Here is a 21,334-nt window from a genome sequence, read left to right as displayed (position 1 = left end):
CAACGAACCGGATTGGTTTATAATAGAACATATGTTTGAATAGGCGGTGAACGGAATTGAATTACATTAGCGACCAATTATTAAGCGGATTAAACAAGATGCAGCAGGAAGCGGTCAAAACGACGGACGGTCCGCTTTTGATCATGGCCGGAGCAGGAAGCGGAAAGACGCGGGTATTGACGCACCGCATTGCGTATTTAATGGCGGAGAAGCGCGTTGCCCCGTGGAACATTTTGGCGATTACATTTACGAACAAAGCGGCCAGAGAAATGAAAGAACGTGTGGAACGCATTCTCGGACCGGGAGCGGACGACATCTGGATTTCGACGTTCCACAGCATGTGTGTGAGAATTTTGCGGAGAGACATCGACAGAATCGGCATCAACCGGAATTTCTCGATTCTTGATACGTCAGATCAGCTTTCCGTCATTAAAGGAATCTTAAAGGAAAGAAACATCGATCCGAAAAAATTCGATCCCAGAAGCATACTCGGATCGATCAGCAGTGCGAAAAACGAATTGATCGACCCGGAAGAGTACGAGAAAACAGCCGGCGGTTTTTTTGAACAAGTCGTCAGCGATGTCTACAAAGATTATCAGAAAAAACTGCGGAAAAACCAGTCGCTCGATTTTGACGATCTGATCATGACGACGATCATCCTGTTTGACCGGGTGCCGGAAGTGCTCGAATACTACCAGCGGAAATTCCAATACATTCATGTCGATGAGTATCAGGATACGAACAGGGCGCAGTATTTGCTCGTCAAAAAAATGGCGCAGCGCTTCGAAAACATCTGCGTCGTCGGCGACTCCGACCAGTCGATCTACAGATGGCGCGGAGCGGACATTGCCAACATTCTGTCGTTTGAAAAAGACTATCCGAATGCAAGCGTCATTCTGCTCGAACAAAACTACAGGTCGACAAAGCGGATATTGAACGCGGCCAATGAAGTGATTCAGAACAACTCCAACAGAAAGCCGAAAAACCTCTGGACCGAAAATGACGAAGGAGCGAAAATCTCCTACTTCAGAGGCGACAACGAATTTGGCGAAGGCCAATTTGTCGCGGGCAAAATCAGGGAGCTCGTCGGCTCGGGAAAACGATCTTTCTCTGATATCGCGATTTTGTACCGGACGAACGCTCAATCGCGTGTCATCGAGGAAACGCTGATGAAAGCGAACATCAACTACAACATTGTCGGCGGCACGAAGTTCTATGACAGGAAAGAGATCAAAGACATCCTTGCGTATTTGCGCCTCGTCGCAAATCCTGACGACGATATCAGCTTTGCGCGGATCGTAAACGTGCCGAAGCGCGGCGTCGGTGCGACTTCAGTCGATAAAATTGCGGCTTATGCCGATATGAACGGAATGTCTTTATTTGAAGCGCTCGGACAGGTTGACTTTATCGGTCTCAGCGCAAGAGCGGCGAACGCGCTTGACGAGTTCAGACAGACGATCGAAAACCTGACGAACATGCAGGAATACTTATCTGTCACAGAGCTTACGGAAGAAATCCTTGAAAAAACCGAATACCGCGAAATGCTGAAAGCGGAAAAATCCCTGGAAGCGCAGAGCCGTCTTGAAAATATCGACGAGTTTCTCTCCGTAACGAAAAACTTTGAACAGCAAAGCGAAGATAAATCGCTCGTCGCCTTTTTGACGGATTTGGCCCTTATCGCCGATATCGATCAGCTTGATCAAAAGGAAGAAGAGACCGGAAATCAAGACGCGGTCATCTTGATGACGCTTCATGCCGCAAAAGGACTCGAATTCCCGGTCGTGTTCCTGATGGGGCTTGAAGAAGGGGTATTCCCGCACAGCCGCTCCCTGATGGAGGAAGCGGAGATGGAAGAGGAGCGGAGACTCGCATACGTCGGCATCACGAGGGCTGAGGAAGAACTTTATTTAACTAACGCGCGGATGCGGACATTGTTCGGGAGAACGAATATGAACCCGGAATCAAGGTTCATTGCGGAAATACCGGAAGAATTATTGGACAATCTAAACGAGAAGAAAAAAGATCTGAAAACGCCGTTTGGAAGAAAGCCGGAGCGGAGAGGCCCGGTTACCCGGCCGGCTGCATCGTACAGCAAAACCGGCGGCGACGGTGTCAATTGGGCAGTCGGCGACAAAGCCTCCCATAAAAAGTGGGGCGTCGGAACCGTTGTCAGCGTCAAAGGATCCGGCGAATCGACTGAGCTTGACATCGCCTTCCCGAGCCCGACCGGAGTGAAGCGTCTTCTCGCGGCCTTTGCGCCTATTGAAAAGCAATAAATGGCAAAAGACCTGAAATGAAAGGACGAAACCAATGGAAAAAGAAGCAGCTAAACGCCGTGTGGAACAACTGCATGCATTGATTAACAAATACAACTACGAATATCACACCCTTGACGACCCAAGCGTGCCTGATTCCGAATATGACAAGCTGATGAAGGAACTTATTGCTCTTGAAGAAGAGCACCCCGACCTGAAAACGCCGGACTCTCCTTCTCAGCGCGTCGGCGGAGCCGTTTTGGACGCCTTTCAAAAAGTGCAGCATAAAACGCCGATGCTGAGCCTCGGCAACGCGTTTAATGAAGAAGATCTACGCGACTTTGACCGCCGCGTCCGCCAGGCGGTCGGAGATGTTGAGTACAACGTCGAATTTAAAATAGACGGTCTTGCTGTTTCACTGCGCTATGAAAACGGCGTATTTGTCAGAGGTGCGACAAGAGGCGACGGAACAACGGGCGAGGATATTACGGAAAATTTGAAGACCATCAGAAACATTCCCCTCCGAATGAAGCGCGATCTTTCAATTGAAGTGCGCGGCGAGGCTTTTATGCCGAAGCGCTCCTTTGAATTGCTGAACAAAACGCGGCTCGAACGGGATGAAGAGCCGTTCGCCAACCCGCGGAACGCCGCTGCCGGCTCATTAAGGCAGCTCGATCCGAAAATCGCCGCGAAACGAAATCTCGATATCTTCGTCTACAGTATAGCGGAGCTTGACGAAATGGGCGTTGAAACGCAAAGCCAGGGACTTGATTTCCTCGACGAACTCGGCTTTAAAACCAATCATGAAAGAAAAAAATGCAGCACGATAGAAGAAGTCATTGAGATCGTCGAAGAGCTCAAGACAAAACGCGCCGACCTCCCGTATGAAATCGACGGGATCGTCATTAAAGTCAACTCCCTTGATCAGCAGGAAGAACTCGGCTTTACGGCAAAAAGCCCGCGCTGGGCAATCGCCTACAAGTTTCCTGCCGAAGAGGTTGTCACAACGCTTTTGGACATTGAATTAAGCGTCGGCCGGACGGGTGCAGTAACCCCGACTGCGATTCTCGAACCTGTAAAAGTGGCGGGAACGACCGTCCAAAGAGCTTCTCTCCACAACGAAGATTTGATTAAAGAGAAGGATATCAGACTGCTGGACAAAGTCGTCATTAAAAAAGCAGGAGACATCATTCCCGAGGTTGTCAACGTGCTCGTCGAACAGAGGACGGGAGAAGAGAAAGAATTCAACATGCCGAAGGAATGCCCGGAATGCGGAAGCGAGCTTGTCAGAATTGAAGGAGAAGTCGCGCTTCGCTGCATCAATCCGGAGTGCCCGGCTCAGATCAGGGAAGGCCTGATCCATTTCGTTTCCCGGAACGCGATGAATATAGACGGTCTTGGCGAGCGCGTCATCACCCAGCTGTTCCGCGAAGACCTCGTCCACAATGTCGCCGATCTGTATAAGCTGACGCGCGAGCAGCTGATCAATCTCGAGCGGATGGGGGAAAAATCGACCGACAACTTATTGAAGTCGATTGAAAAATCGAAGGAGAATTCATTGGAACGGCTTCTCTTCGGACTCGGCATCCGCTTCATCGGCGCCAAAGCGGCCAAGACACTGGCGATGCATTTTGAAACGCTTGACAGACTCAAAAAAGCGACAAAAGAAGAATTGGTGGAAGTCGATGAAATCGGCGAGAAGATGGCGGACGCCCTCGTCACTTATTTTGAAAAAGAAGAGATTTTAAAGCTGTTGGATGAGCTTGAAGAACTCGGGGTGAACACCGAGTATAAGGGCCCGAAAAAAGCGGCCGCTGAAGCGAGCGATTCGTATTTTGCGGGAAAAACGATCGTCCTGACCGGGAAGCTCAACGAAATGTCGCGGAACGACGCGAAAGCGGAAATCGAAGCGCTCGGCGGAAAAATCACAGGCAGTGTAAGCAAAAAAACCGATCTCGTCATTGCCGGCGAAGCGGCAGGCAGCAAACTGGCGAAAGCTGAAGAGCTGAACATCGAAGTATGGGATGAAGCAAGACTGATCAGTGAGCTAAAGAAATAAGAGGAGTGTTTTCTATTGAAAAAGATATTATGTTTGGCGGCTGCTGCGGGTATGCTCATGCTCTCAGCCTGTGCGCCGAATTTTGGGGGAGAAGAAGAGCAGGAGATGGTGCAGAAAACGGATAAGTCGAAAGAAAAAGCCATCATTCCGAAATACAACATCTCCGATTCTTATTATAAAATGGTTCTTCCTTTCAAGGCGGGGAAAGCCCGCGGCTTGACGACCGAACGCCTGAATACGCGGCTGGATATCGATGAATTTGAGACAGGCATGATGCGCCTTGCGCAAGATTCATTTTCTACTGACGATTACCTTTTTCAAGAAGGACAATACCTGGATGAGGATACAGTTACGAGCTGGCTCGCCCGCAAAAAAACGGGAGACGACCTGAAAAAAGCGGAGAAAGACGATAAAAACTTCAAAAACCTCGGACTGAACCCCGCCCTTTCCGGAAGCGGGTCAACAGAGAAGCAAAACGAAGAAAGCCCGGTATACCTCGCCCATATGCTTGAGCATGACTACCTCGTCCGCAAAGACAAGGATACGATTGAGCTCGGCGGCGTCGTGATCGGCCTTGCGCTGAACTCTGTCTACTACTACCGCGAAAATGTCGGCGACCCGCAAAAAGAAGTGACCATCAGCGACAAAAAGCTGAGGCAGGAAGGCGAAAAAATCGCCGAGGAAGTGGCGAAACGGATCAGAAACATGGATGATTTGAAAAACATTCCGCTGACCATCATGCTCTACAAGCAGGCGCCTAAGTCATCGATCGTCCCTGGAAACTTTATCGCCAAAACCGATGTGAAATCAGGGACAAGCGAGCTCGGCGGCTGGGATAAAATCAATGAAGAGTACACGTTCTTCCCTTCAACAGAAGGTTCAGAGAAACATCCGGATGACGCGGAGCTTTTCAAACGCTTTAAAAACAAAGTCGACACGTATTTTCCAAACTACACAGGGGTTGTCGGCACGGCTCTCTATAAAGACGACCAAATGCAGGACATGAAAATCAACATCCCGATGCAGTTTTACGGCAAAAGCGAAGTCATCGCCTTTACCCAGTTCTTGACCGGTGAAGTGATGGATTACTACGGCAAAAGCGGACTGAACGTTGAGATCAACATTAATTCGTCAGCCGGGCAGGAAGCCGTTATCCTGAAAAAGCCGGGAGACAAGGAACCGACCGTCCATATTTATGATTCATAAAAAAGAAGCAGCCTTCTAGGCTGCTTCTTTTTGTCACGCGGAAAAAGGAATAAGGAGACCTATCATTCATTCACGGTGCGCCAACAACATATTTTTTTATAGTATTCTGAATAAAATACTATTGCAAAATTAGGATACAACTCTTATAATTGATTATACAGAATATAGTATATTGTTTTGAGGAAGATGAATTATGTGGGAAAAATTTTACTCTAAAAATGGTTTGGCTGCTAAAAATATTGCTAAAGAATTGATGAATATCAAAGCAGGTGAAAAAATTCCCCGCATCTCAGACTACTGTCATAAGTTATCCATCGGCAGGGGGACTGTCCAAAGTGCGCTGAATTTATTGGTTGATATGAAAGCGATTTATTTGGAGGCTAGAGGCCATTTAGGAACGTTTTTGGTAAGTAAGGATAACAATTTATTACTTGAGATTGCAGGTATTGCACCATTAATCGGCTCAATGCCACTTCCGTATTCAAGGAAATATGAAGGGCTGGCAACAGGGATTGTGGAAGGGTTTGAATCAACCGGAAAAACAGTTAACTTGATCTACATGCGTGGCGGAGTGAATCGAATTGAAGCAGTCCGAACAAAAAGAAGTGATTTTGCAATTGTTTCTAAGATGACGGCAGATCATATCATAGCAGAATATCCAAATTTGAAAATTTTTAAGAAATTCGGGGAAAGCAGTTATGTATCTTCCCATAAAATCTTCTTAGCTCATCCAAATGAGGAAATAGGTAAGGATGTTGTAAGAGTAGGTGTTGATTTGGAGTCCCTGGATCAGAAACAATTAACATTGGCTGAATTTGAAAATAAAAATGCTGAGTTTGTCAATATGAATTATATGCAGCTTTTCGATATGCTTCTTTCAAAACAAATTGATGCAGCAGTTTGGAATGCCGATGACAAAAGAATGATTCAAACGTTTAAAGCAATCGATTTTTTTTCACCGAAAGCCAAGAAAATTTCCAAGGATACAACTGAAGCCGTTATTGTTATTGAAGGAGACAGAGAAAAAGAAATAGCAGAAAAGTGGCATTTGGTTAATGAGAAACAAATATTAGACACTCAAAAAAGTGTAGAAAAAGGAGAGAAAATACCGCGCTACTAAAATGCCGGCCCATCCGACTTGTCATTCAATACATGAGGCGATGGGTCAGCATTTGAAATTTAAAATACTAAATACAGTATATTGGAGGAACTGGCGTGAACCAAATACAGCTGGAAGAAAAGTTGTCTATTTTACTAACGAGTCGAGTGATTACAAAAAATGCTTTCAACACAACTTTGAACACATTTGTTTTCTTATCAAAAAAGCTGAAAAAGGAGGTGATCAAAGACTCTGAAATGTTTTGGACGCACATGGCGATGGCTTTAACTAGAATTGAGAGGGGAGAAAGCGAAGAAAGTCCTGCAATTGCCATCATCAATGAAGTGTACGAAACACCATATAAAAATGCTATAGAAGAAGTGATAGATTTTATACATTCACTGGCAGGTTTAGAACTTCCAGAAGGTGAGCGTGTCTATTTTTATCTTCATCTTCATAAAGTCATAGAATCTAATGAATAGGAGGGTTTTATTATGGTGAGAATCGTAATAGGCGGACAGTTGAAAAAACAAGCGATTGAAAAACTTGTTAAAGAAATTGGGGGAAGCAATGTAGAAGTTTTGGTTAAAGGTGATTTGGACGCTGTTATGGCTGTGAAAAACAATAAGGTAGATTATTATATTGGCGCCTGTGAAACAGGATCCGGTGGTGCGCTTGCAATGGCAATTGCATTATTAGGCAAAGATAAATGCGTCACCTTGGCTTCGCCAAGTACCATAAAAAACAAGGAAGAGATCGAGAAGGAAGTAGAAAGCGGCAAAATTGCCTTTGGTTTTACAGCTTCGTCTTCACAAAATATATTAAACATTTTAATTCCTTATTTATTAAAATAAATGAATTTTTTTCTTTATATTTTGTTACACCGGCTTCAACTGTATACATTTTTTTCAGTTAAAGAAAGCGCTTTCCTGGATGATTTAAGAAGCACGGATGACATGATGTACAGAAGATGAGAAAATCATAGAGGTGAATAATGAATGGACCTTTCTTTAATTCAATGTCTTGTCATAGCGGCTGTTGGTGCATTAGGTTCTATACTAGTAAATCGCGGAGTAGCAGTGTTTAATGATGGTTTGCGACCGATTATGCCTGAATACCTTGAGGGGAGAATGACAAGAGGGGAGCTTGCTGCAACAAGTTTTGCATTAAGTTTTGGCTTAATCATAGGGTTTGGTATTCCGCTTTCAATAGGAGCAACAATCATTATTGGACACAGCATTTTATTGGCGTGTGACATTATTGGCATTTGGACTCCGGAAAACAAAATAGGCATGGTAACTGCAGGGGTTATTGGAGCCGTTTATAGTATTGGAATCGTTTTAGGACTGCAATTTGTAGTAGATTTATTTGGCATGTTTCCCGTAAATTTTATAGATTCTTTAAGTCTTATTGGTCAGCCTATTATTATTGCATTTACAGTATTTCCAGCTGTAGCGGTTGGATATCAGCACGGTTTAAAAAAAGCCGCCGTCACTGCAATCGTCACTTTGGCTTCTTATCTCTTATTCGAGAAGTTTGGAACATTTCAAGCGGCAGGATATAAAATTTCGCTCAGTCCTGAAGGAATGGCTTTATTAGCAGGAATGTTAATGATGATTTATTATGCTGCGAGAATTAGAGGCGGAGATGAATCTACTAATGCAAATTTAGTGAATATATTTAATGAGCGTGTAAATCGAATTAAAAAAAACCGCTGGTTATTAGCTCTTATGGGAGGACTTGTTTCTTTAACATCATCCATGCTGATTTTAGCAGTGGATGCAATGCCTCAAGCATTGATTAATAAAGAGCTTTACACAGAGGCGGCAATCGCTACATTTGCACGTGGAATTGGCTTCATCCCTTTAGTTTTTTCAACTGCGATCGTAACAGGAGTTTATGGTTTAGCTGGTACCACTTTGGTATTTGCAATCGGTCTTATTTTCAGGGATATACCGATTTTAGCATTTCTGTTGGGCTTTTTAGTCATGTATTTAGAGGTCGTATCATTATCCGCAGTATCAAAAAGTATGGACAAACTGCCTGGTGTAAGGGAGATGGGGGAGCATATTCGCACTTCGCTGTCAGATGTTCTAGGAATGGCTATATTAATTGGCAGTGCGATGGCAGGGGAAAAAATTGCTCCCGGTATTGGCTTCTTCTGGGTGATTGGATTTTATTTAATAAACCGAATTGCATCAAAACCACTTGTTGAATTGGCTGTCGGCCCTATTGCAGTTATATTGTTGGGGATTGTTGCCAATCTTCTCTATGCAGTCGGTTTATGGCAGGTTGGCTAAATCATCGAAAGAGGGGAAGTTTCCGAATGTTGAAAGACGGAATGACCTATATGCATGAACATACAACGATAGACCTTTCCGAAGTAAAAAACAATGAGGATTGTAAGTTGGATGTATTTTCTGAAACCGTTAGAGAATTTAAAAGTTTATACGAAAAGGGCGTACGCAATATTGTGGATGTCACGAATATTGGAATGGGGAGAAATATTACATACGTTCAAAAAGTAGCAGAAGAAACAGGCATTAATATTGTCTTTTCAACTGGTTTCTACCAAGATACTTTTTACCCGATCCATGTGTTTCGCGAACCAAAAGAAAAGTTGGCAGAAAGAATGGTAATGGAGATTGTTGAAGGAATTAGAGGAACAGATGCTAAAGCCGAGCTGATCGGTGAAATTGGAACAAGTTATAATAAATGGACGGAAACCGAACAAAAAGTATTTGAAGCGGTTGTTGTGGCGCATAAGCAAACAAAAAAACCAATATCAACCCATACTTCCATAGGAACATTAGGGCATGAACAAGTAGAGTTTTTTAAAAAACATGAAGTTGATTTAAACCGAGTGGTGATAGGGCATGTTGATTTATCAGGAGATGCCGATTATATATTGAAAATGCTGAGAGAAGGTGTGTATGTAGAATTCGATACAATAGGTAAAGAAAATTATATGCCTGATCGTGTTCGGGCAGAAATGTTGAAAAAGATACAGGCTAAAGGGTATATAGACAAGGTTCTGCTGTCTATGGACATCACCAGAAAATCACATTTGGTATATAAAGGCGGGGTGGGCTATTCATATTTGATAGACACGTTTATCCCTCTCTTGCAAACCTATGGAATAACTGATGAATCAATTGATAAGATGTTGATTAAAAATCCTCGCGCTTTTATGAAAGGGGAGAGTGAATGAGCATGGAAACTTATCCTCTATATAGTCTATCTATTGAAGAAGCCATGCATAGACAATTTAAGTTGGTGGATGTCATCACAAGACATTTTCGAGGAGAAGAATTGCTTTCACTTGGCGATTTAGGCGTTGTAAAAGGAATGAATAAACCGCGATTCACAAAAAAAATAGAAGAGACACTAGCCGATTTCTTTGGCACAGAGAAAGCAATGTTAGTTCGTGGTGCAGGAACAGGGGCATTGAGATTTGGTTTTATGAGTTTTTTAAAGCCAGGTGACGAGATCCTAGTCCATGACGCACCTATATATCCAACAAGTAAAACAACGTTAGAGTCGATGGGGGTCTTGCCAATATACGCGGATTTTCACGATTCTGAACAAATAAAAAAAGCCATCCTCAAACACCCGAAGTTAAAAGGTGTATTGATTCAGCATACGAGGCAAAAAATAGATGACCATTACGATTTGGCTGAAACGATAAAAAAAATTCGTTCCATTCATTCTAGTCTAGTCATTATTACGGATGACAACTATGCTGCGATGAAAGCAGAAAAGATTGGAGCGCAAGTCAAAGCCGATTTGTCCACCTTTTCATTGTTCAAGCTACTAGGTCCGGAAGGTATTGGAGTCATTTTAGGCAAAAATGATTTAATACAAAGAATAGAAAATTTAAACTATTCAGGTGGAAGCCAAGTTCAAGGTTATGAAGCTTTAGAAGCTTTAAGGGGTCTGATATATGCTCCGGTTATGCTGGCAATTCAAGCAAGTGTCAATGATCAGTTAGTTCACTCGCTTAATAATGGAGCCATTAAGGGTGTTAAAAAGGCTTATTTGGCAAATGCACAATCAAAAGTCTTACTTGTAGAGTTTGTTAAACCAATTGCCGAAAAAGTGCTTCATCATGCTAATGAATTGGGAGCGGCACCCCATCCGGTAGGTGCTGAATCAAAATACGAGTTTGCACCAATGTTTTATAGAGTGTCTGGGACTTTTTTATCTGCAGATCCATCACTGGCCAGAAAAATGATCCGCATTAATCCATTAAGAAGCGGTTCTGAGACCATTTTAAGAATTCTAAACATATCCGTTCACCGAGCCACAGAAAATCTTAGTGTAAATCCTTCAAGAGGGGATGATATAAATGAATAAAAGAGTCATTATCATAATATTAGACAGCTTAGGTGTCGGTTATATGGAAGATGCAAGCGATTATCACCCTTTAGATGTTGGTGCTAATACTTTCTATCACATACTTGATACGGTGCCTTCTTTAAACATTCCGAATCTCGAAAAATTGGGTATAAACAAAATCTTGCACCATCCTAAATTGAAAAATGTAGACCATATTGCCAGCTATGGTGTTTTGAACCTGATGCATCAAGGAGCAGACAGTTTTGAAGGGCATAATGAAATCATGGGAACAAAGCCTAAAAAGACATATTTAGCTCCTTTTGCAGAACATATCAATCATGTTAAACTCGCTTTGGAAGATCAGGGTTATAAAGTTAACATACCAAATTCAGATTTGCCGTATCTATTAGTAAACGATTTAGTAGTCGTGGCCGATAATATCGAAACAGATTACGGGCAAATTTATAATGTAAGCGCTCCGCTGGATTATATTCCGTTTGATGAAGTGTTGAAAATAGGAAGATGTGTCCGTCATCATGTTAAAGTAAATCGTGTGATTGTTCTTGGAGGAGAAAATGTAACACCCGAACACTTGCAGAGGTCAGTTGAAAGAAGAGAAGACGGATTAGTAGGAGTGAATTCGCCTAAATCTAATGTATACAAGCAAGGGTATCAAGTCCGTCACTTAGGTTTTGGTATCTCTCCCGAGAAGCAGTTGCCAACATTGGCGAAAAATGGGGGAATGGAAGTTTCTCTTATCGGAAAAATGCAGGACATCATTTATTGTAAAGGTGCAAATAGGTTTCCGGGTGTAGATACGGAACAAGTTATGAAGGATATTATACAGGAGATGGACCGTGTCAAAAAAGGCGTGATTGCTGCCACAGTACAAGAAACCGATTTAGCCGGACATGCACAGAATCCTGTGCGTTATGCGAATCGGATTGAAATGGTAGATCAATATTTGCCGGAAATTCTCCGGAAAATGACAGATCAGGATCTGCTGATGATTAGTGCAGATCACGGGAATGACCCTACGATCGGCCATAACCAACACACACGGGAAAAAACGTATTTGCTGGCTTATCACAAAAAGTTATCCCCCGTAAATATCGGGGAAAGAAAAACGCTATCCGACATTGCTGCAACTTCTGCTGATTATCTAGGGCTTCGCAATACTGAAAACGGCAGTTCATTCCTTCATTTAATGCAAAAAGGAAAAGAGGAGACAGACTGATGTTTTTGGAATCTACATTAAAATATAATAAAAAATTAATAGAAGCTGCATTGGATTTTCATCAGCGGGGAATCATTTCACCTAACACTTATGTATTAGATTTGGACACTGTCAAGAAAAATGCAAAAGTTTTAAGTGAAAAAGCCAGAAAACAGGATATTGAACTGTTTTTTATGACAAAGCAATTTGGCCGTAATCCGTTGGTAGCACAAGCTATCGCCGAAAGCGGAATTGACAAAGCGGTTGCTGTAGACCCGTGGGAGGCAATCACACTCAGCCAAAATGGAATCAAAATTGGGCATGTCGGACATCTTGTTCAAATACCTATTCATATGATTCCGGCTATATTAAAGCTTCATCCTGACTATGTTACGGTTTTCAGTCTTGCAAATGCTCGAAACATTAGTAGAGCAGCTAAGGAAATGGGAAGAAAACAAAAAGTGTTTTTACGTATCGCAAACAAAGAGGATTATATATATAAAGGTCAAGAGGGAGGGTTCACTTTTGAACAAATCGTTAAGGATATCGAATCGATTGAACAGTTAGAAGGAATTGAAATTGCCGGTTTAACAAGCTTTCCTTGTATATTGATTCAAGACGGCCTTCCAACAGTTACTCCGAATGTAACATCCATGCAAACCGTAAAATCTTTTTTAATGGAAAGAGGGTATAAAAGGCTTGAGATGAATATGCCAAGTGCAACATCTTGTGGAACAATCAAATTGTTGAAGGAAAATGGTGCAACTCAAGGCGAACCCGGTCATGCTTTAATTGGAACGACGCCCATTCATGCAACGAAAAAACTCGCGGAAAGACCTGCAATGGTATATCTAACTGAAGTATCCCACATATCTAATCATCATGCTTATGTTTTCGGGGGTGGATTCTATCCGCGTTCACATATGAAAGCGGCGCTGGTTGGAACAAATAAAAATCATCTTAAGAAGGTTCAAGCTATTGAAATGACACCTGATCATATTGATTATTATGGCGCATTAAACACAGTTGAAGCAAAAGTCGGCGATACGGCAATATTTGCTTTTCGTACACAAGTCTTTGTCACGAATGCACATATTGCAATCTTAAAAAACGTTTCTGAAGATCCTGAACTTATCGGTGTATTTGATTCTAAAGGAAATGTAATCGAGTAAATGATCGTTATCAGCGGAATATCGGAGTTCTTGAATAATGGATTGTCTTACTGAGGTGTAGCGAAGATGCCTTGTCTTTTTGCAGTGCAGTTTAATACAGTAGTCCGTCTTGGACATGTTATTTTGCGGAAAGGAGAACGACGTGAAAATTATTCATGTATCAGGTTATGAAGAAATGAGTGAAAAATCAGCTGATTTAATGACTGAGCTCATTAACAATTCAAAAAATCCTGTTATCGGTTTTGCAACAGGTTCGACACCGCTAGGTTTGTATAAATGCCTGATCAAAAAGTATCGGCAAAAGGAAATATCATTTAAGAATGTTACTGCTTTTAATTTAGACGAGTACGTTGGACTGGCTAAAGAAAATAAAAACAGCTACTATTATTATATGAATGAAATATTATTCAAACATCTGGATATTAGGCAAAGGAATATCAATATCCCAAATGGGATGGCGGAAGATTTGGAACAAGAATGCATCAGTTACGACAGACTTGTTTCCGAAAAAGCAATTGACATACAAATATTGGGGATGGGATTGAATGGTCATATCGGTTTTAATGAACCGGGGACAAGCTTTAAAAGCAGAACCCATATCGTTGATTTGGATAAATCAACCCGGCAGGCAAATTCCCGGTTCTTTCGTTCCTTGGACGAAGTACCGACAAAGGCATTGACCATGGGAATTGAAACAATAATGGAAAGTAAGCGGATCCTTCTGCTCGTGTCTGGAAATGAAAAATCTGAAGCATTGGCACGGCTGCTGAACAGCACCCGTGTCTCCCAAGAGTTCCCTGCTTCAATTTTAAGGAAACATAATGATGTGATTGTGATGGCAGATGATGCGGCCTTAAATAAAATTCAATAACAGACATCGGCTGATGACATTAAAAAAATTTCAAGAGATCTCCTAGCGATCAATCAGTAAAAAACGACTGAATATAGCAAATTTCCACCCTGCTGGTAAGGAATTACATATACGCTTGTCCTCATATTATTTATTCGAACATTTGAAAAGGGGAGAATAGAGGAAATTGAATAAATCCTCTAGGCGAGAGAAAGCATCATCCTATAGAACCGTCCGTCCATATTTATGATTCACAAAAAAAGCAGCCAAAGGGCTGCTTTTTTTAAAGCGTATCGCATTTTACGCCGACGACGCCGTCGATCGCTTTGATATCGTAATAGACATCGGTGACATACCGTTTCTTATGAACCATGATTTTCGTTTCCATGACCGGAAATTCATTATCGCGCATATCATCGATCCGGACGGAATGAATCCGGATTTTTTTCGCTTTCATTTCCTTGAGGATATCCGTCAGTTTATCCTTGTCATTCAGAGACATGCGGACGCGGATTTCTTTTTCCTGCAATCGGTTCGGGCCGATTTTGCCGACGATCCACGGCAAAAACTCGACGCTGATTAAAATGAAAATGAGACTGACAAATGCTTCTTTATAAAAGCCCGCTCCGATGGCGACGCCGAGGCCGGCTGCTCCCCAGATCATCGCTGAAGTGGTCAGGCCGGAAATGACGTCGTTGCTTTTGCGTAAGATCACGCCCGCTCCGATGAAGCCGATCCCCGATATGATTTGTGCGGGAAGCCGCAAAGGGTCCATCATAATTCTGTTCGACTTTGGAAAATGGTATGCCGCATCAATGCTGATCATTGTCAGAACACAGGAACTGATCGCAATCACGATGCACGTTTTTAAGCCGAGCGGCTTGTTTTTCAGCTCCCTTTCGAGACCGATGACCATTCCGATTAATGTTGCGATGCCAAGCTTCAACAGTGTTTCTGTTTCAATATGCCAATCCATGCCCATGATCTCCTTTCCGACAATATCTTATATGATTGATATGATTTTCTCACAGACGCTATGGATCTACAACTGTTTTTGAAGGGGATGTCGCGGAACCATTCATCAGCAAGAAAGCCCAATACTCCTACCATTATATTGCCGGTGTGGCATCAAAAGAATTCCGTCTGAGCAAAAAAGCCGCCGGATATCGCCCGGCGGCTTTCATTGCCTGATCATTTAAGAATGTTCTTCCTCATGCGTCTGTTCCATTTCTTCAAACATATCTCTTGCTTCTTTTGCCGGCTTGTTCGTGATCATGCTGACAGCGTAAACGACAATCAAGCTCAGGAAGAAACCAGGGATCATTTCATAGATTCCCGTCTTCTCCTGCAGACCGGTCAGAATGCAAATCAGCACGGTCACGGCTCCTGTGATCATACCGGCCAATGCGCCCCACTGGTTCATCCGCTTCCAGTACAAGCTGAGAAGGATGGCGGGTCCGAATGCGGAACCAAACCCGGCCCACGCATAGCCGACCAAATCAAGGATCGTGTTGTTCGGTGTCAGAGACAGAAGGATCGCGATGACGGCGACAAGCAGAACGCTCAGACGTCCGACAAGAACGAGTTCCTTATCCGAAGCTTTGCGCCGGAAAAACGTCCGGTAAAAATCTTCCGTCATGGCGCTTGATGTGACAAGCAGCTGGGAAGACACCGTACTCATAATCGCCGCGAGCAAAGCGGAAAGCAAAAATCCGGTAATCAGCGGATGGAATAATACTTTTGAGAACACGATAAAAATCGTTTCCGGATCTTTAAGCGCTGTACCCGTTTCATGGACATACGCCACACCGATCAGTCCGACAAGCAGTGCGCCGATTACGGAGATGATCATCCAGCCCATTGCGATGCGGCGCGCAGGCTTCAGCTCTTTTACGGATGAAATCGCCATAAAGCGGACGATAATATGCGGCTGACCGAAATAGCCCAGTCCCCAGGCGAGAAATGAAATAATGCTAATGACGGTCGTTCCTTTGAAGAAATCGAGCAAGCTTGGATTGATTTCTTCGATCACATTGAAAGTCGGCGTAATTCCGCCTAATTGAGTAAAGGCAACGATCGGCACGAGCACTAAAGCGATAAACATAATCAAACCTTGCACAAAGTCAGTCAGACTGACGGCCAAAAACCCTCCGAACAGCGTATAAGCAATCACGACTGCTGCCGTTAAGAAAAGACCCATTTTATAATCGAGGCCGAACGCCGTTTCAAACAGTCTTCCTCCGGACACCATACCCGCCGACGTGTACAGTGTGAAAAACACCATAATGACGATGGCTGATGCCAGGCGCAAGATTCTCGTCGTATCATTAAACCGATTTTCGAAAAAATCCGGAATTGTAATCGCATCGTTTGCTACTTCTGTATATGTGCGCAGCCGGGGAGCGACAACCAAGTAGTTCACATAAGCTCCGATTGTTAAACCGACGGCAAGCCAGGCGCTCGAAAGTCCTGTCACATACATGGCTCCGGGCAGTCCCATCAGCATCCAGCCGCTCATGTCCGACGCGCCGGCCGATAAAGCCGTAACAGCAGGCCCAAGACCTCTGCCGCCGAGCATGTAGTCATTCAAATTGGATGTCTTTCTGTAGGAATACCAGCCGATTAAGAGCATCGCGGCAAAATAAATCCCTAACGAAATAAATATTTCAACACTCACGTTTCATATCTCTCCTCTTTAAAAATAATGTGGCATCACCTCTTTAAAATTTTCGACAATACTGACTTGCGGTACGAAGAAAATTGCAGGGCCCCCTCTTTGAAAAATCAAGTATTGGAATTAAGGCGCTGCCGATTAGATCGTACTTAGTTACCTAACCTATCAAACTATTCCCCATCAATCAACCGTGAAAAACATCCGATTTTATTGAAAAAGAGCGCGATGGTTCTGATAAGCATCATAATGAAAACGCTTACAAATATTATATAAAGTAAAAATATTCTGAATATTAGTACGGGCTATTTTACTGAATTTTTCATGTGCGATAAAATAAAAGCCGCCTAATGGGGCGAAGATCGTGGTTTTGTTGATTTAGAAGGCTAAAATTTGATATGATCAGTATTATGACTAAGCGAGAATAACCTTGGAGGTGTTTTTAGTATGTCGCGTATTTCTATAGAAGAAGTAAAGCATGTCGCCCATCTTGCCAGACTGGCGATTACGGACGAAGAAGCGGCGATGTTTACCGAACAGCTTGACAGCATTATTTCATTTGCAGAAGAGCTGAACGAAGTCGATACAGAGAATGTTAAACCAACAACGCACGTATTGCAAATGAAGAATATCATGAGGGAAGATGTCCCTGATAAAGGACTTCCGGTTGAGGACGTTGTCAAAAACGCGCCTGATCATAAAGACGGCTACATCCGCGTGCCGTCAATCTTGGACTGAATAAAGGAGGGAGCGAGAAAACATGTCACTGTTTGACCATAAAATATCTGAATTAAAACGTCTCATACATAATAAAGAGATCAGCATATCAGATTTAGTCGATGAATCTTACAAACGGATTCACGAAGTTGACGGAAAGGTACAAGCCTTTTTGCAGCTTGATGAAGAAAAAGCCCGCGCATACGCCAAAGAATTGGACGACGCGCTTGATACCCGTGATGAGCACGGCCTTCTTTTCGGGATGCCGATCGGTATTAAGGACAATATCGTAACAAAGGATCTGCGGACAACGTGCGCAAGCAAAATTCTCGAGAACTTTGACCCGATCTATGATGCAACCGTTGTTGAGCGTCTTCACGAAGCTGAAGCGGTCACCATCGGAAAGCTGAACATGGATGAATTCGCGATGGGCTCTTCCACAGAAAACTCAGGCTTTAAAAAGACAAAAAACCCGTGGAATCTCGAAACTGTTCCGGGTGGATCAAGCGGAGGCTCTGCGGCTGCGGTTGCGGCCGGGGAAGTGCCGTTTTCACTTGGATCTGACACGGGCGGATCGATTCGCCAGCCGGCATCTTTCTGCGGCGTCGTCGGCTTAAAGCCTACATATGGACGCGTTTCCAGATACGGCCTTGTCGCATTTGCTTCTTCATTGGATCAAATCGGCCCGATCACAAGATCTGTCGAAGACAACGCCTACCTTCTTCAGGCGATTTCAGGCGTCGACAAAATGGATTCGACGAGCGCCAATGTGGACGTGCCCGACTATCTGTCAGCGTTAACAGGCGACATTAAAGGACTTAAAATCGCCGTGCCGAAAGAATACCTCGGCGAAGGAGTGGGAGAAGAAGCGAGAAATTCCGTGCTTGAAGCGCTGAAAGTGCTCGAAAGCCTTGGCGCGACATGGGAAGAAGTATCGCTTCCACACAGCAAATACGCGCTGGCGACTTACTACCTGCTTTCTTCATCTGAAGCGTCGGCAAACCTGGCGCGCTTCGACGGCATCCGCTACGGCTACCGCACGGACAATGCCGACAACCTGATCGACCTGTACAAACAAACGCGTTCCGAAGGATTCGGAAACGAAGTGAAACGCCGCATCATGCTCGGCACGTTCGCGCTCAGCTCAGGCTACTATGATGCGTACTATAAAAAAGCGCAAAAAGTCAGAACGCTGATCAAAAAGGACTTTGAAGACGTATTTGCAAACTATGACGTTATCATCGGACCAACAACGCCGACGCCGGCATTTAAAATCGGCGAAAAAACGAGCGATCCGCTGACCATGTACGCCAATGACATTCTGACGATTCCTGTCAACCTTGCGGGCGTACCGGGAATCAGCGTACCGTGCGGCTTGGCGAACGGCTTGCCGCTCGGCCTGCAAATCATCGGCAAACACTTTGACGAAAGCACAGTATACCGCGTCGCCCATGCATTCGAACAGGCGACAGACCACCATAAAGCAAAACCTGAACTGTAAGGGGTGAAAAAACATGAACTTTGAAACGGTAATCGGACTTGAAGTCCACGTGGAGCTCAAAACAAAATCGAAAATTTTCTCCAGTTCTCCAACGCCATTCGGCGCGGCGGCCAACACGCAGACAAGCGTTATCGACTTAGGCTATCCGGGTGTACTGCCTGTGTTGAACAAAGAAGCCGTTAATTTCGCGATGAAAGCCGCGATGGCGCTCAACTGTGAAATTGCGACAGAAACGAAATTCGACCGGAAAAACTATTTCTACCCCGACAACCCGAAAGCTTATCAAATTTCTCAATTTGATAAACCGATCGGCGAAAACGGCTGGATCGAAATCGAAGTCGGCGGAAAAACGAAGCGCATCGGCATCACCCGCCTTCATTTGGAAGAGGATGCGGGAAAACTGACGCATACAGGCGACGGCTACTCCCTTGTCGACTATAACCGCCAGGGAACACCGCTCGTTGAAATCGTCTCCGAGCCCGATATCAGAACGCCTGAAGAAGCTTACGCCTACCTTGAAAAACTGAAATCAATCATTCAGTATACAGGCGTTTCCGATTGTAAGATGGAAGAGGGCTCGCTCCGCTGCGACGCCAACATCTCGCTCCGTCCGATCGGACAAGAGGAGTTCGGCACAAAGACAGAGCTGAAAAACCTGAACTCATTCGCCTTTGTTCAAAAAGGCCTTGAGCACGAAGAAAAACGCCAGGCGCAAGTTCTTTTGTCAGGCGGTGTCATTCAGCAGGAGACGCGCCGCTATGATGAAGCGTCCAAAACGACGATTTTGATGAGGGTCAAAGAGGGATCTGACGACTACCGCTACTTCCCTGAGCCTGATCTTGTCGAGCTTTACATTGACGATGAGTGGAAACAGCGCGTGAAAGACAGCATTCCTGAGCTTCCGGACGAGCGCCGCAAGCGCTACATCGAAGAGCTTGGCCTGCCTGCCTATGACGCGAAAGTGCTCACTTTGACAAAAGAAATGTCCGACTTCTTCGAAGCAGCTGTCGAAAAAGGCGCAGACGCGAAGCTGGCGTCGAACTGGCTGATGGGTGAAGTGTCGGCTTACTTGAACGCTCAGCAACAAGAGCTTGCGGATGTTGCGCTCACGCCTGAAGGCCTTGCCGGATTGGTCAAGCTGATCGAAAAAGGCACGATTTCATCGAAAATCGCGAAAAAAGTCTTCAAAGAATTGATCGAAAAAGGCGGAGACGCAGAAAAAATCGTCAAAGAAAAAGGCCTTGTGCAAATTTCTGACGAAGCGACGCTCAGAAAGCTTGTCACAGAAGCGCTCGACAACAATCCGCAATCGATCGAAGACTTTAAAAACGGAAAAGACCGTGCGATCGGCTTCCTTGTCGGCCAAATCATGAAAGCCTCAAAAGGACAAGCGAACCCGCCGATGGTCAACAAGCTTCTTCTTGAAGAGATTAATAAACGATAAAAAAACAGACTTATGCTACTTAAATGGAGGTCCTCATATTGGGGACCTTTTTTTATTTGTGTAAAGATGTAAATAAATAAAATTAAAATTTATTTGAACTTTATTTAGATATATATTATCATTAATTTAAGTTTTGTTTTTGAATTTATTGATAAGAGGGGCTGTCTATGGAAAGAAAAGATGTACCCGAATGGATATTGGCTTTAGAAGAAGAGGATGTAGAATTTATTAAAAATTTTATGCTGAAATCTGGTTCGTTAAAAGAAATTGCAAAGAGTTATCAAGTATCCTATCCAACAGTTAGGGTTAGGTTGGATCGATTAATACAAAAAATTCAACTCATTGATGAATTGGAAAATGAGACTTTTGTTCATTTTATTAAACAGTTAGCTATCGATGATCAGATAAGTCTGGAAAATGCAAAGTTAATCATTGAGAAATATAAAAAAGAGCGGGGTGTTCATAAATGAATACTATATATATACTACTGATCGGATTTGCAATACTGGGAATTCAATATTTTTTATCGACCAGAAATCGTACTTTTTGGGGAGCTATACTGCCAACAGCTTATATCATTTTTCTCGTTGCATTATCCATTCATGAAGGAAAATCTTTCGCATCATTTTATCTTCCTCTTATTGGCGGACTGGCTTTATTGCTGGGGGAATGGATTAAAGGCAGAGAAGCTTTGAAAAAAAAGCAGGAAAGAGAAATGAGAGTTATGAAAGCCATGGATATTAAATAACAGGACCAGCCTCAAAAGGACAGAACAAGCTGCTTAAAAAACCTTGGAGAATAATTCT

19 protein-coding genes are annotated in these 21,334 nt (G+C 43.6%); 17 read left to right on the top strand and 2 right to left on the bottom strand.

The features are described from left to right. Window positions 1–56 precede the first annotated feature (56 nt). The 12 genes from pcrA to nagB all read left to right on the top strand — a co-directional run bounded on the left by pcrA (window position 57) and on the right by nagB (window position 14,216). The gene (gene pcrA, locus M1E03_RS17900; protein WP_025810325.1) at window positions 57–2,276 is read left to right on the top strand and encodes a DNA helicase PcrA; all 2,220 of its coding nucleotides are present in this window, start codon (window positions 57–59) and stop codon (window positions 2,274–2,276) included. Between the two features lie 34 nt (window positions 2,277–2,310). Next, the gene (gene ligA, locus M1E03_RS17895; RefSeq protein ID WP_023855597.1) at window positions 2,311–4,314 is read left to right on the top strand and encodes an NAD-dependent DNA ligase LigA; all 2,004 of its coding nucleotides are present in this window, start codon (window positions 2,311–2,313) and stop codon (window positions 4,312–4,314) included. Window positions 4,315–4,329: 15 nt separating this feature from the next. Continuing rightward, complete coding sequence (locus tag M1E03_RS17890; protein ID WP_023855598.1) at window positions 4,330–5,520, top strand: CamS family sex pheromone protein; 1,191 nt, start codon at window positions 4,330–4,332, stop codon at window positions 5,518–5,520. Window positions 5,521–5,713: 193 nt separating this feature from the next. Continuing rightward, complete coding sequence (gene yhfZ / locus M1E03_RS17885) at window positions 5,714–6,640, top strand: GntR family transcriptional regulator YhfZ (protein ID WP_262723273.1); 927 nt, start codon at window positions 5,714–5,716, stop codon at window positions 6,638–6,640. Between the two features lie 95 nt (window positions 6,641–6,735). Continuing rightward, window positions 6,736–7,101, top strand: coding sequence for a PRD domain-containing protein (locus tag M1E03_RS17880; protein ID WP_020450456.1), 366 nt, complete (start codon window positions 6,736–6,738; stop codon window positions 7,099–7,101). Window positions 7,102–7,113: 12 nt separating this feature from the next. Next, on the top strand, window positions 7,114–7,473 hold the full coding sequence (locus M1E03_RS17875) for a DUF2620 domain-containing protein (protein WP_020450457.1): 360 nt from the start codon (window positions 7,114–7,116) through the stop codon (window positions 7,471–7,473). 144 nt (window positions 7,474–7,617) lie between these two features. Continuing rightward, window positions 7,618–8,919 carry a YhfT family protein gene (locus M1E03_RS17870; RefSeq protein WP_025810329.1) on the top strand — a complete coding sequence of 434 codons (1,302 nt, stop codon included), beginning with the start codon at window positions 7,618–7,620 and terminating at the stop codon, window positions 8,917–8,919. A 26-nt stretch (window positions 8,920–8,945) separates the two neighbouring features. Continuing rightward, on the top strand, window positions 8,946–9,830 hold the full coding sequence (locus M1E03_RS17865; protein ID WP_020450459.1) for a phosphotriesterase family protein: 885 nt from the start codon (window positions 8,946–8,948) through the stop codon (window positions 9,828–9,830). Then, window positions 9,827–10,975, top strand: a complete 1,149-nt coding sequence (locus M1E03_RS17860) for an aminotransferase class V-fold PLP-dependent enzyme (protein WP_316250808.1) — start codon at window positions 9,827–9,829, stop codon at window positions 10,973–10,975. The genes M1E03_RS17865 and M1E03_RS17860 overlap by 4 nt, the downstream gene beginning before the upstream one ends. Further along, complete coding sequence (locus M1E03_RS17855; protein WP_075213008.1) at window positions 10,968–12,194, top strand: phosphopentomutase; 1,227 nt, start codon at window positions 10,968–10,970, stop codon at window positions 12,192–12,194. The genes M1E03_RS17860 and M1E03_RS17855 overlap by 8 nt, the downstream gene beginning before the upstream one ends. After that, window positions 12,194–13,345, top strand: coding sequence for a YhfX family PLP-dependent enzyme (locus M1E03_RS17850; RefSeq protein WP_229129500.1), 1,152 nt, complete (start codon window positions 12,194–12,196; stop codon window positions 13,343–13,345). The genes M1E03_RS17855 and M1E03_RS17850 overlap by 1 nt, the downstream gene beginning before the upstream one ends. Window positions 13,346–13,487: 142 nt before the next feature. Beyond that, window positions 13,488–14,216 carry a glucosamine-6-phosphate deaminase gene (gene nagB, locus M1E03_RS17845; RefSeq protein ID WP_229129499.1) on the top strand — a complete coding sequence of 243 codons (729 nt, stop codon included), beginning with the start codon at window positions 13,488–13,490 and terminating at the stop codon, window positions 14,214–14,216. A 262-nt stretch (window positions 14,217–14,478) separates the two neighbouring features. Here the strand turns inward: nagB and M1E03_RS17840 are convergent, their stop codons facing one another. Beyond that, window positions 14,479–15,171: an MgtC/SapB family protein gene (locus tag M1E03_RS17840; protein ID WP_020450464.1), complete on the bottom strand. Its 693-nt coding sequence runs from the start codon at window positions 15,169–15,171 to the stop codon at window positions 14,479–14,481. Between the two features lie 219 nt (window positions 15,172–15,390). Further along, complete coding sequence (gene putP / locus M1E03_RS17835; RefSeq protein ID WP_020450465.1) at window positions 15,391–16,872, bottom strand: sodium/proline symporter PutP; 1,482 nt, start codon at window positions 16,870–16,872, stop codon at window positions 15,391–15,393. Between the two features lie 441 nt (window positions 16,873–17,313). On the opposite strand from putP, the gene gatC reads away from it, so the two are divergent. The 5 genes from gatC to M1E03_RS17810 all read left to right on the top strand — a co-directional run bounded on the left by gatC (window position 17,314) and on the right by M1E03_RS17810 (window position 21,276). Next, window positions 17,314–17,604: an Asp-tRNA(Asn)/Glu-tRNA(Gln) amidotransferase subunit GatC gene (gene gatC, locus M1E03_RS17830; RefSeq protein ID WP_003179590.1), complete on the top strand. Its 291-nt coding sequence runs from the start codon at window positions 17,314–17,316 to the stop codon at window positions 17,602–17,604. A 22-nt stretch (window positions 17,605–17,626) separates the two neighbouring features. Next, window positions 17,627–19,084 carry an Asp-tRNA(Asn)/Glu-tRNA(Gln) amidotransferase subunit GatA gene (gene gatA / locus M1E03_RS17825; RefSeq protein WP_458110543.1) on the top strand — a complete coding sequence of 486 codons (1,458 nt, stop codon included), beginning with the start codon at window positions 17,627–17,629 and terminating at the stop codon, window positions 19,082–19,084. A gap of 13 nt (window positions 19,085–19,097) precedes the next feature. Further along, the gene (gatB, locus tag M1E03_RS17820; protein WP_020450467.1) at window positions 19,098–20,528 is read left to right on the top strand and encodes an Asp-tRNA(Asn)/Glu-tRNA(Gln) amidotransferase subunit GatB; all 1,431 of its coding nucleotides are present in this window, start codon (window positions 19,098–19,100) and stop codon (window positions 20,526–20,528) included. A gap of 167 nt (window positions 20,529–20,695) precedes the next feature. Further along, a complete protein-coding gene (locus M1E03_RS17815) occupies window positions 20,696–20,998 on the top strand; it encodes a DUF2089 family protein (protein ID WP_025810340.1) in 303 nt (100 codons plus the stop codon). Further along, entirely contained in the window at window positions 20,995–21,276 is a 282-nt protein-coding gene (locus M1E03_RS17810) for a hypothetical protein (protein ID WP_020450469.1), read from the top strand. The genes M1E03_RS17815 and M1E03_RS17810 overlap by 4 nt, the downstream gene beginning before the upstream one ends. Window positions 21,277–21,334: the final 58 nt, after the last annotated feature.

Source organism: Bacillus sp. PK6-013, from assembly GCF_054161445.1.
Note: the sequence above shows the minus strand (reverse complement) of the source record. Positions and strands in the feature narration are given on the sequence as shown.

What these genes read in the sequence shown, in the direction of transcription:
- ligA (WP_023855597.1), top strand. Translation starts at nt 2,311, where the DNA reads ATGGAAAAAGAAGCAGCTAAACGCCGTGTGGAACAACTGCATGCATTG.
- yhfZ (WP_262723273.1), top strand. Translation starts at nt 5,714, where the DNA reads ATGTGGGAAAAATTTTACTCTAAAAATGGTTTGGCTGCTAAAAATATT.
- M1E03_RS17875 (WP_020450457.1), top strand. Translation starts at nt 7,114, where the DNA reads ATGGTGAGAATCGTAATAGGCGGACAGTTGAAAAAACAAGCGATTGAA.
- M1E03_RS17870 (WP_025810329.1), top strand. Translation starts at nt 7,618, where the DNA reads ATGGACCTTTCTTTAATTCAATGTCTTGTCATAGCGGCTGTTGGTGCA.
- M1E03_RS17865 (WP_020450459.1), top strand. Translation starts at nt 8,946, where the DNA reads ATGTTGAAAGACGGAATGACCTATATGCATGAACATACAACGATAGAC.
- M1E03_RS17860 (WP_316250808.1), top strand. Translation starts at nt 9,827, where the DNA reads ATGAGCATGGAAACTTATCCTCTATATAGTCTATCTATTGAAGAAGCC.
- M1E03_RS17855 (WP_075213008.1), top strand. Translation starts at nt 10,968, where the DNA reads ATGAATAAAAGAGTCATTATCATAATATTAGACAGCTTAGGTGTCGGT.
- M1E03_RS17850 (WP_229129500.1), top strand. Translation starts at nt 12,194, where the DNA reads ATGTTTTTGGAATCTACATTAAAATATAATAAAAAATTAATAGAAGCT.
- M1E03_RS17840 (WP_020450464.1), bottom strand. Translation starts at nt 15,171, where the DNA reads ATGGATTGGCATATTGAAACAGAAACACTGTTGAAGCTTGGCATCGCA.
- gatC (WP_003179590.1), top strand. Translation starts at nt 17,314, where the DNA reads ATGTCGCGTATTTCTATAGAAGAAGTAAAGCATGTCGCCCATCTTGCC.
- gatA (WP_458110543.1), top strand. Translation starts at nt 17,627, where the DNA reads ATGTCACTGTTTGACCATAAAATATCTGAATTAAAACGTCTCATACAT.
- gatB (WP_020450467.1), top strand. Translation starts at nt 19,098, where the DNA reads ATGAACTTTGAAACGGTAATCGGACTTGAAGTCCACGTGGAGCTCAAA.
- M1E03_RS17815 (WP_025810340.1), top strand. Translation starts at nt 20,696, where the DNA reads ATGGAAAGAAAAGATGTACCCGAATGGATATTGGCTTTAGAAGAAGAG.
- M1E03_RS17810 (WP_020450469.1), top strand. Translation starts at nt 20,995, where the DNA reads ATGAATACTATATATATACTACTGATCGGATTTGCAATACTGGGAATT.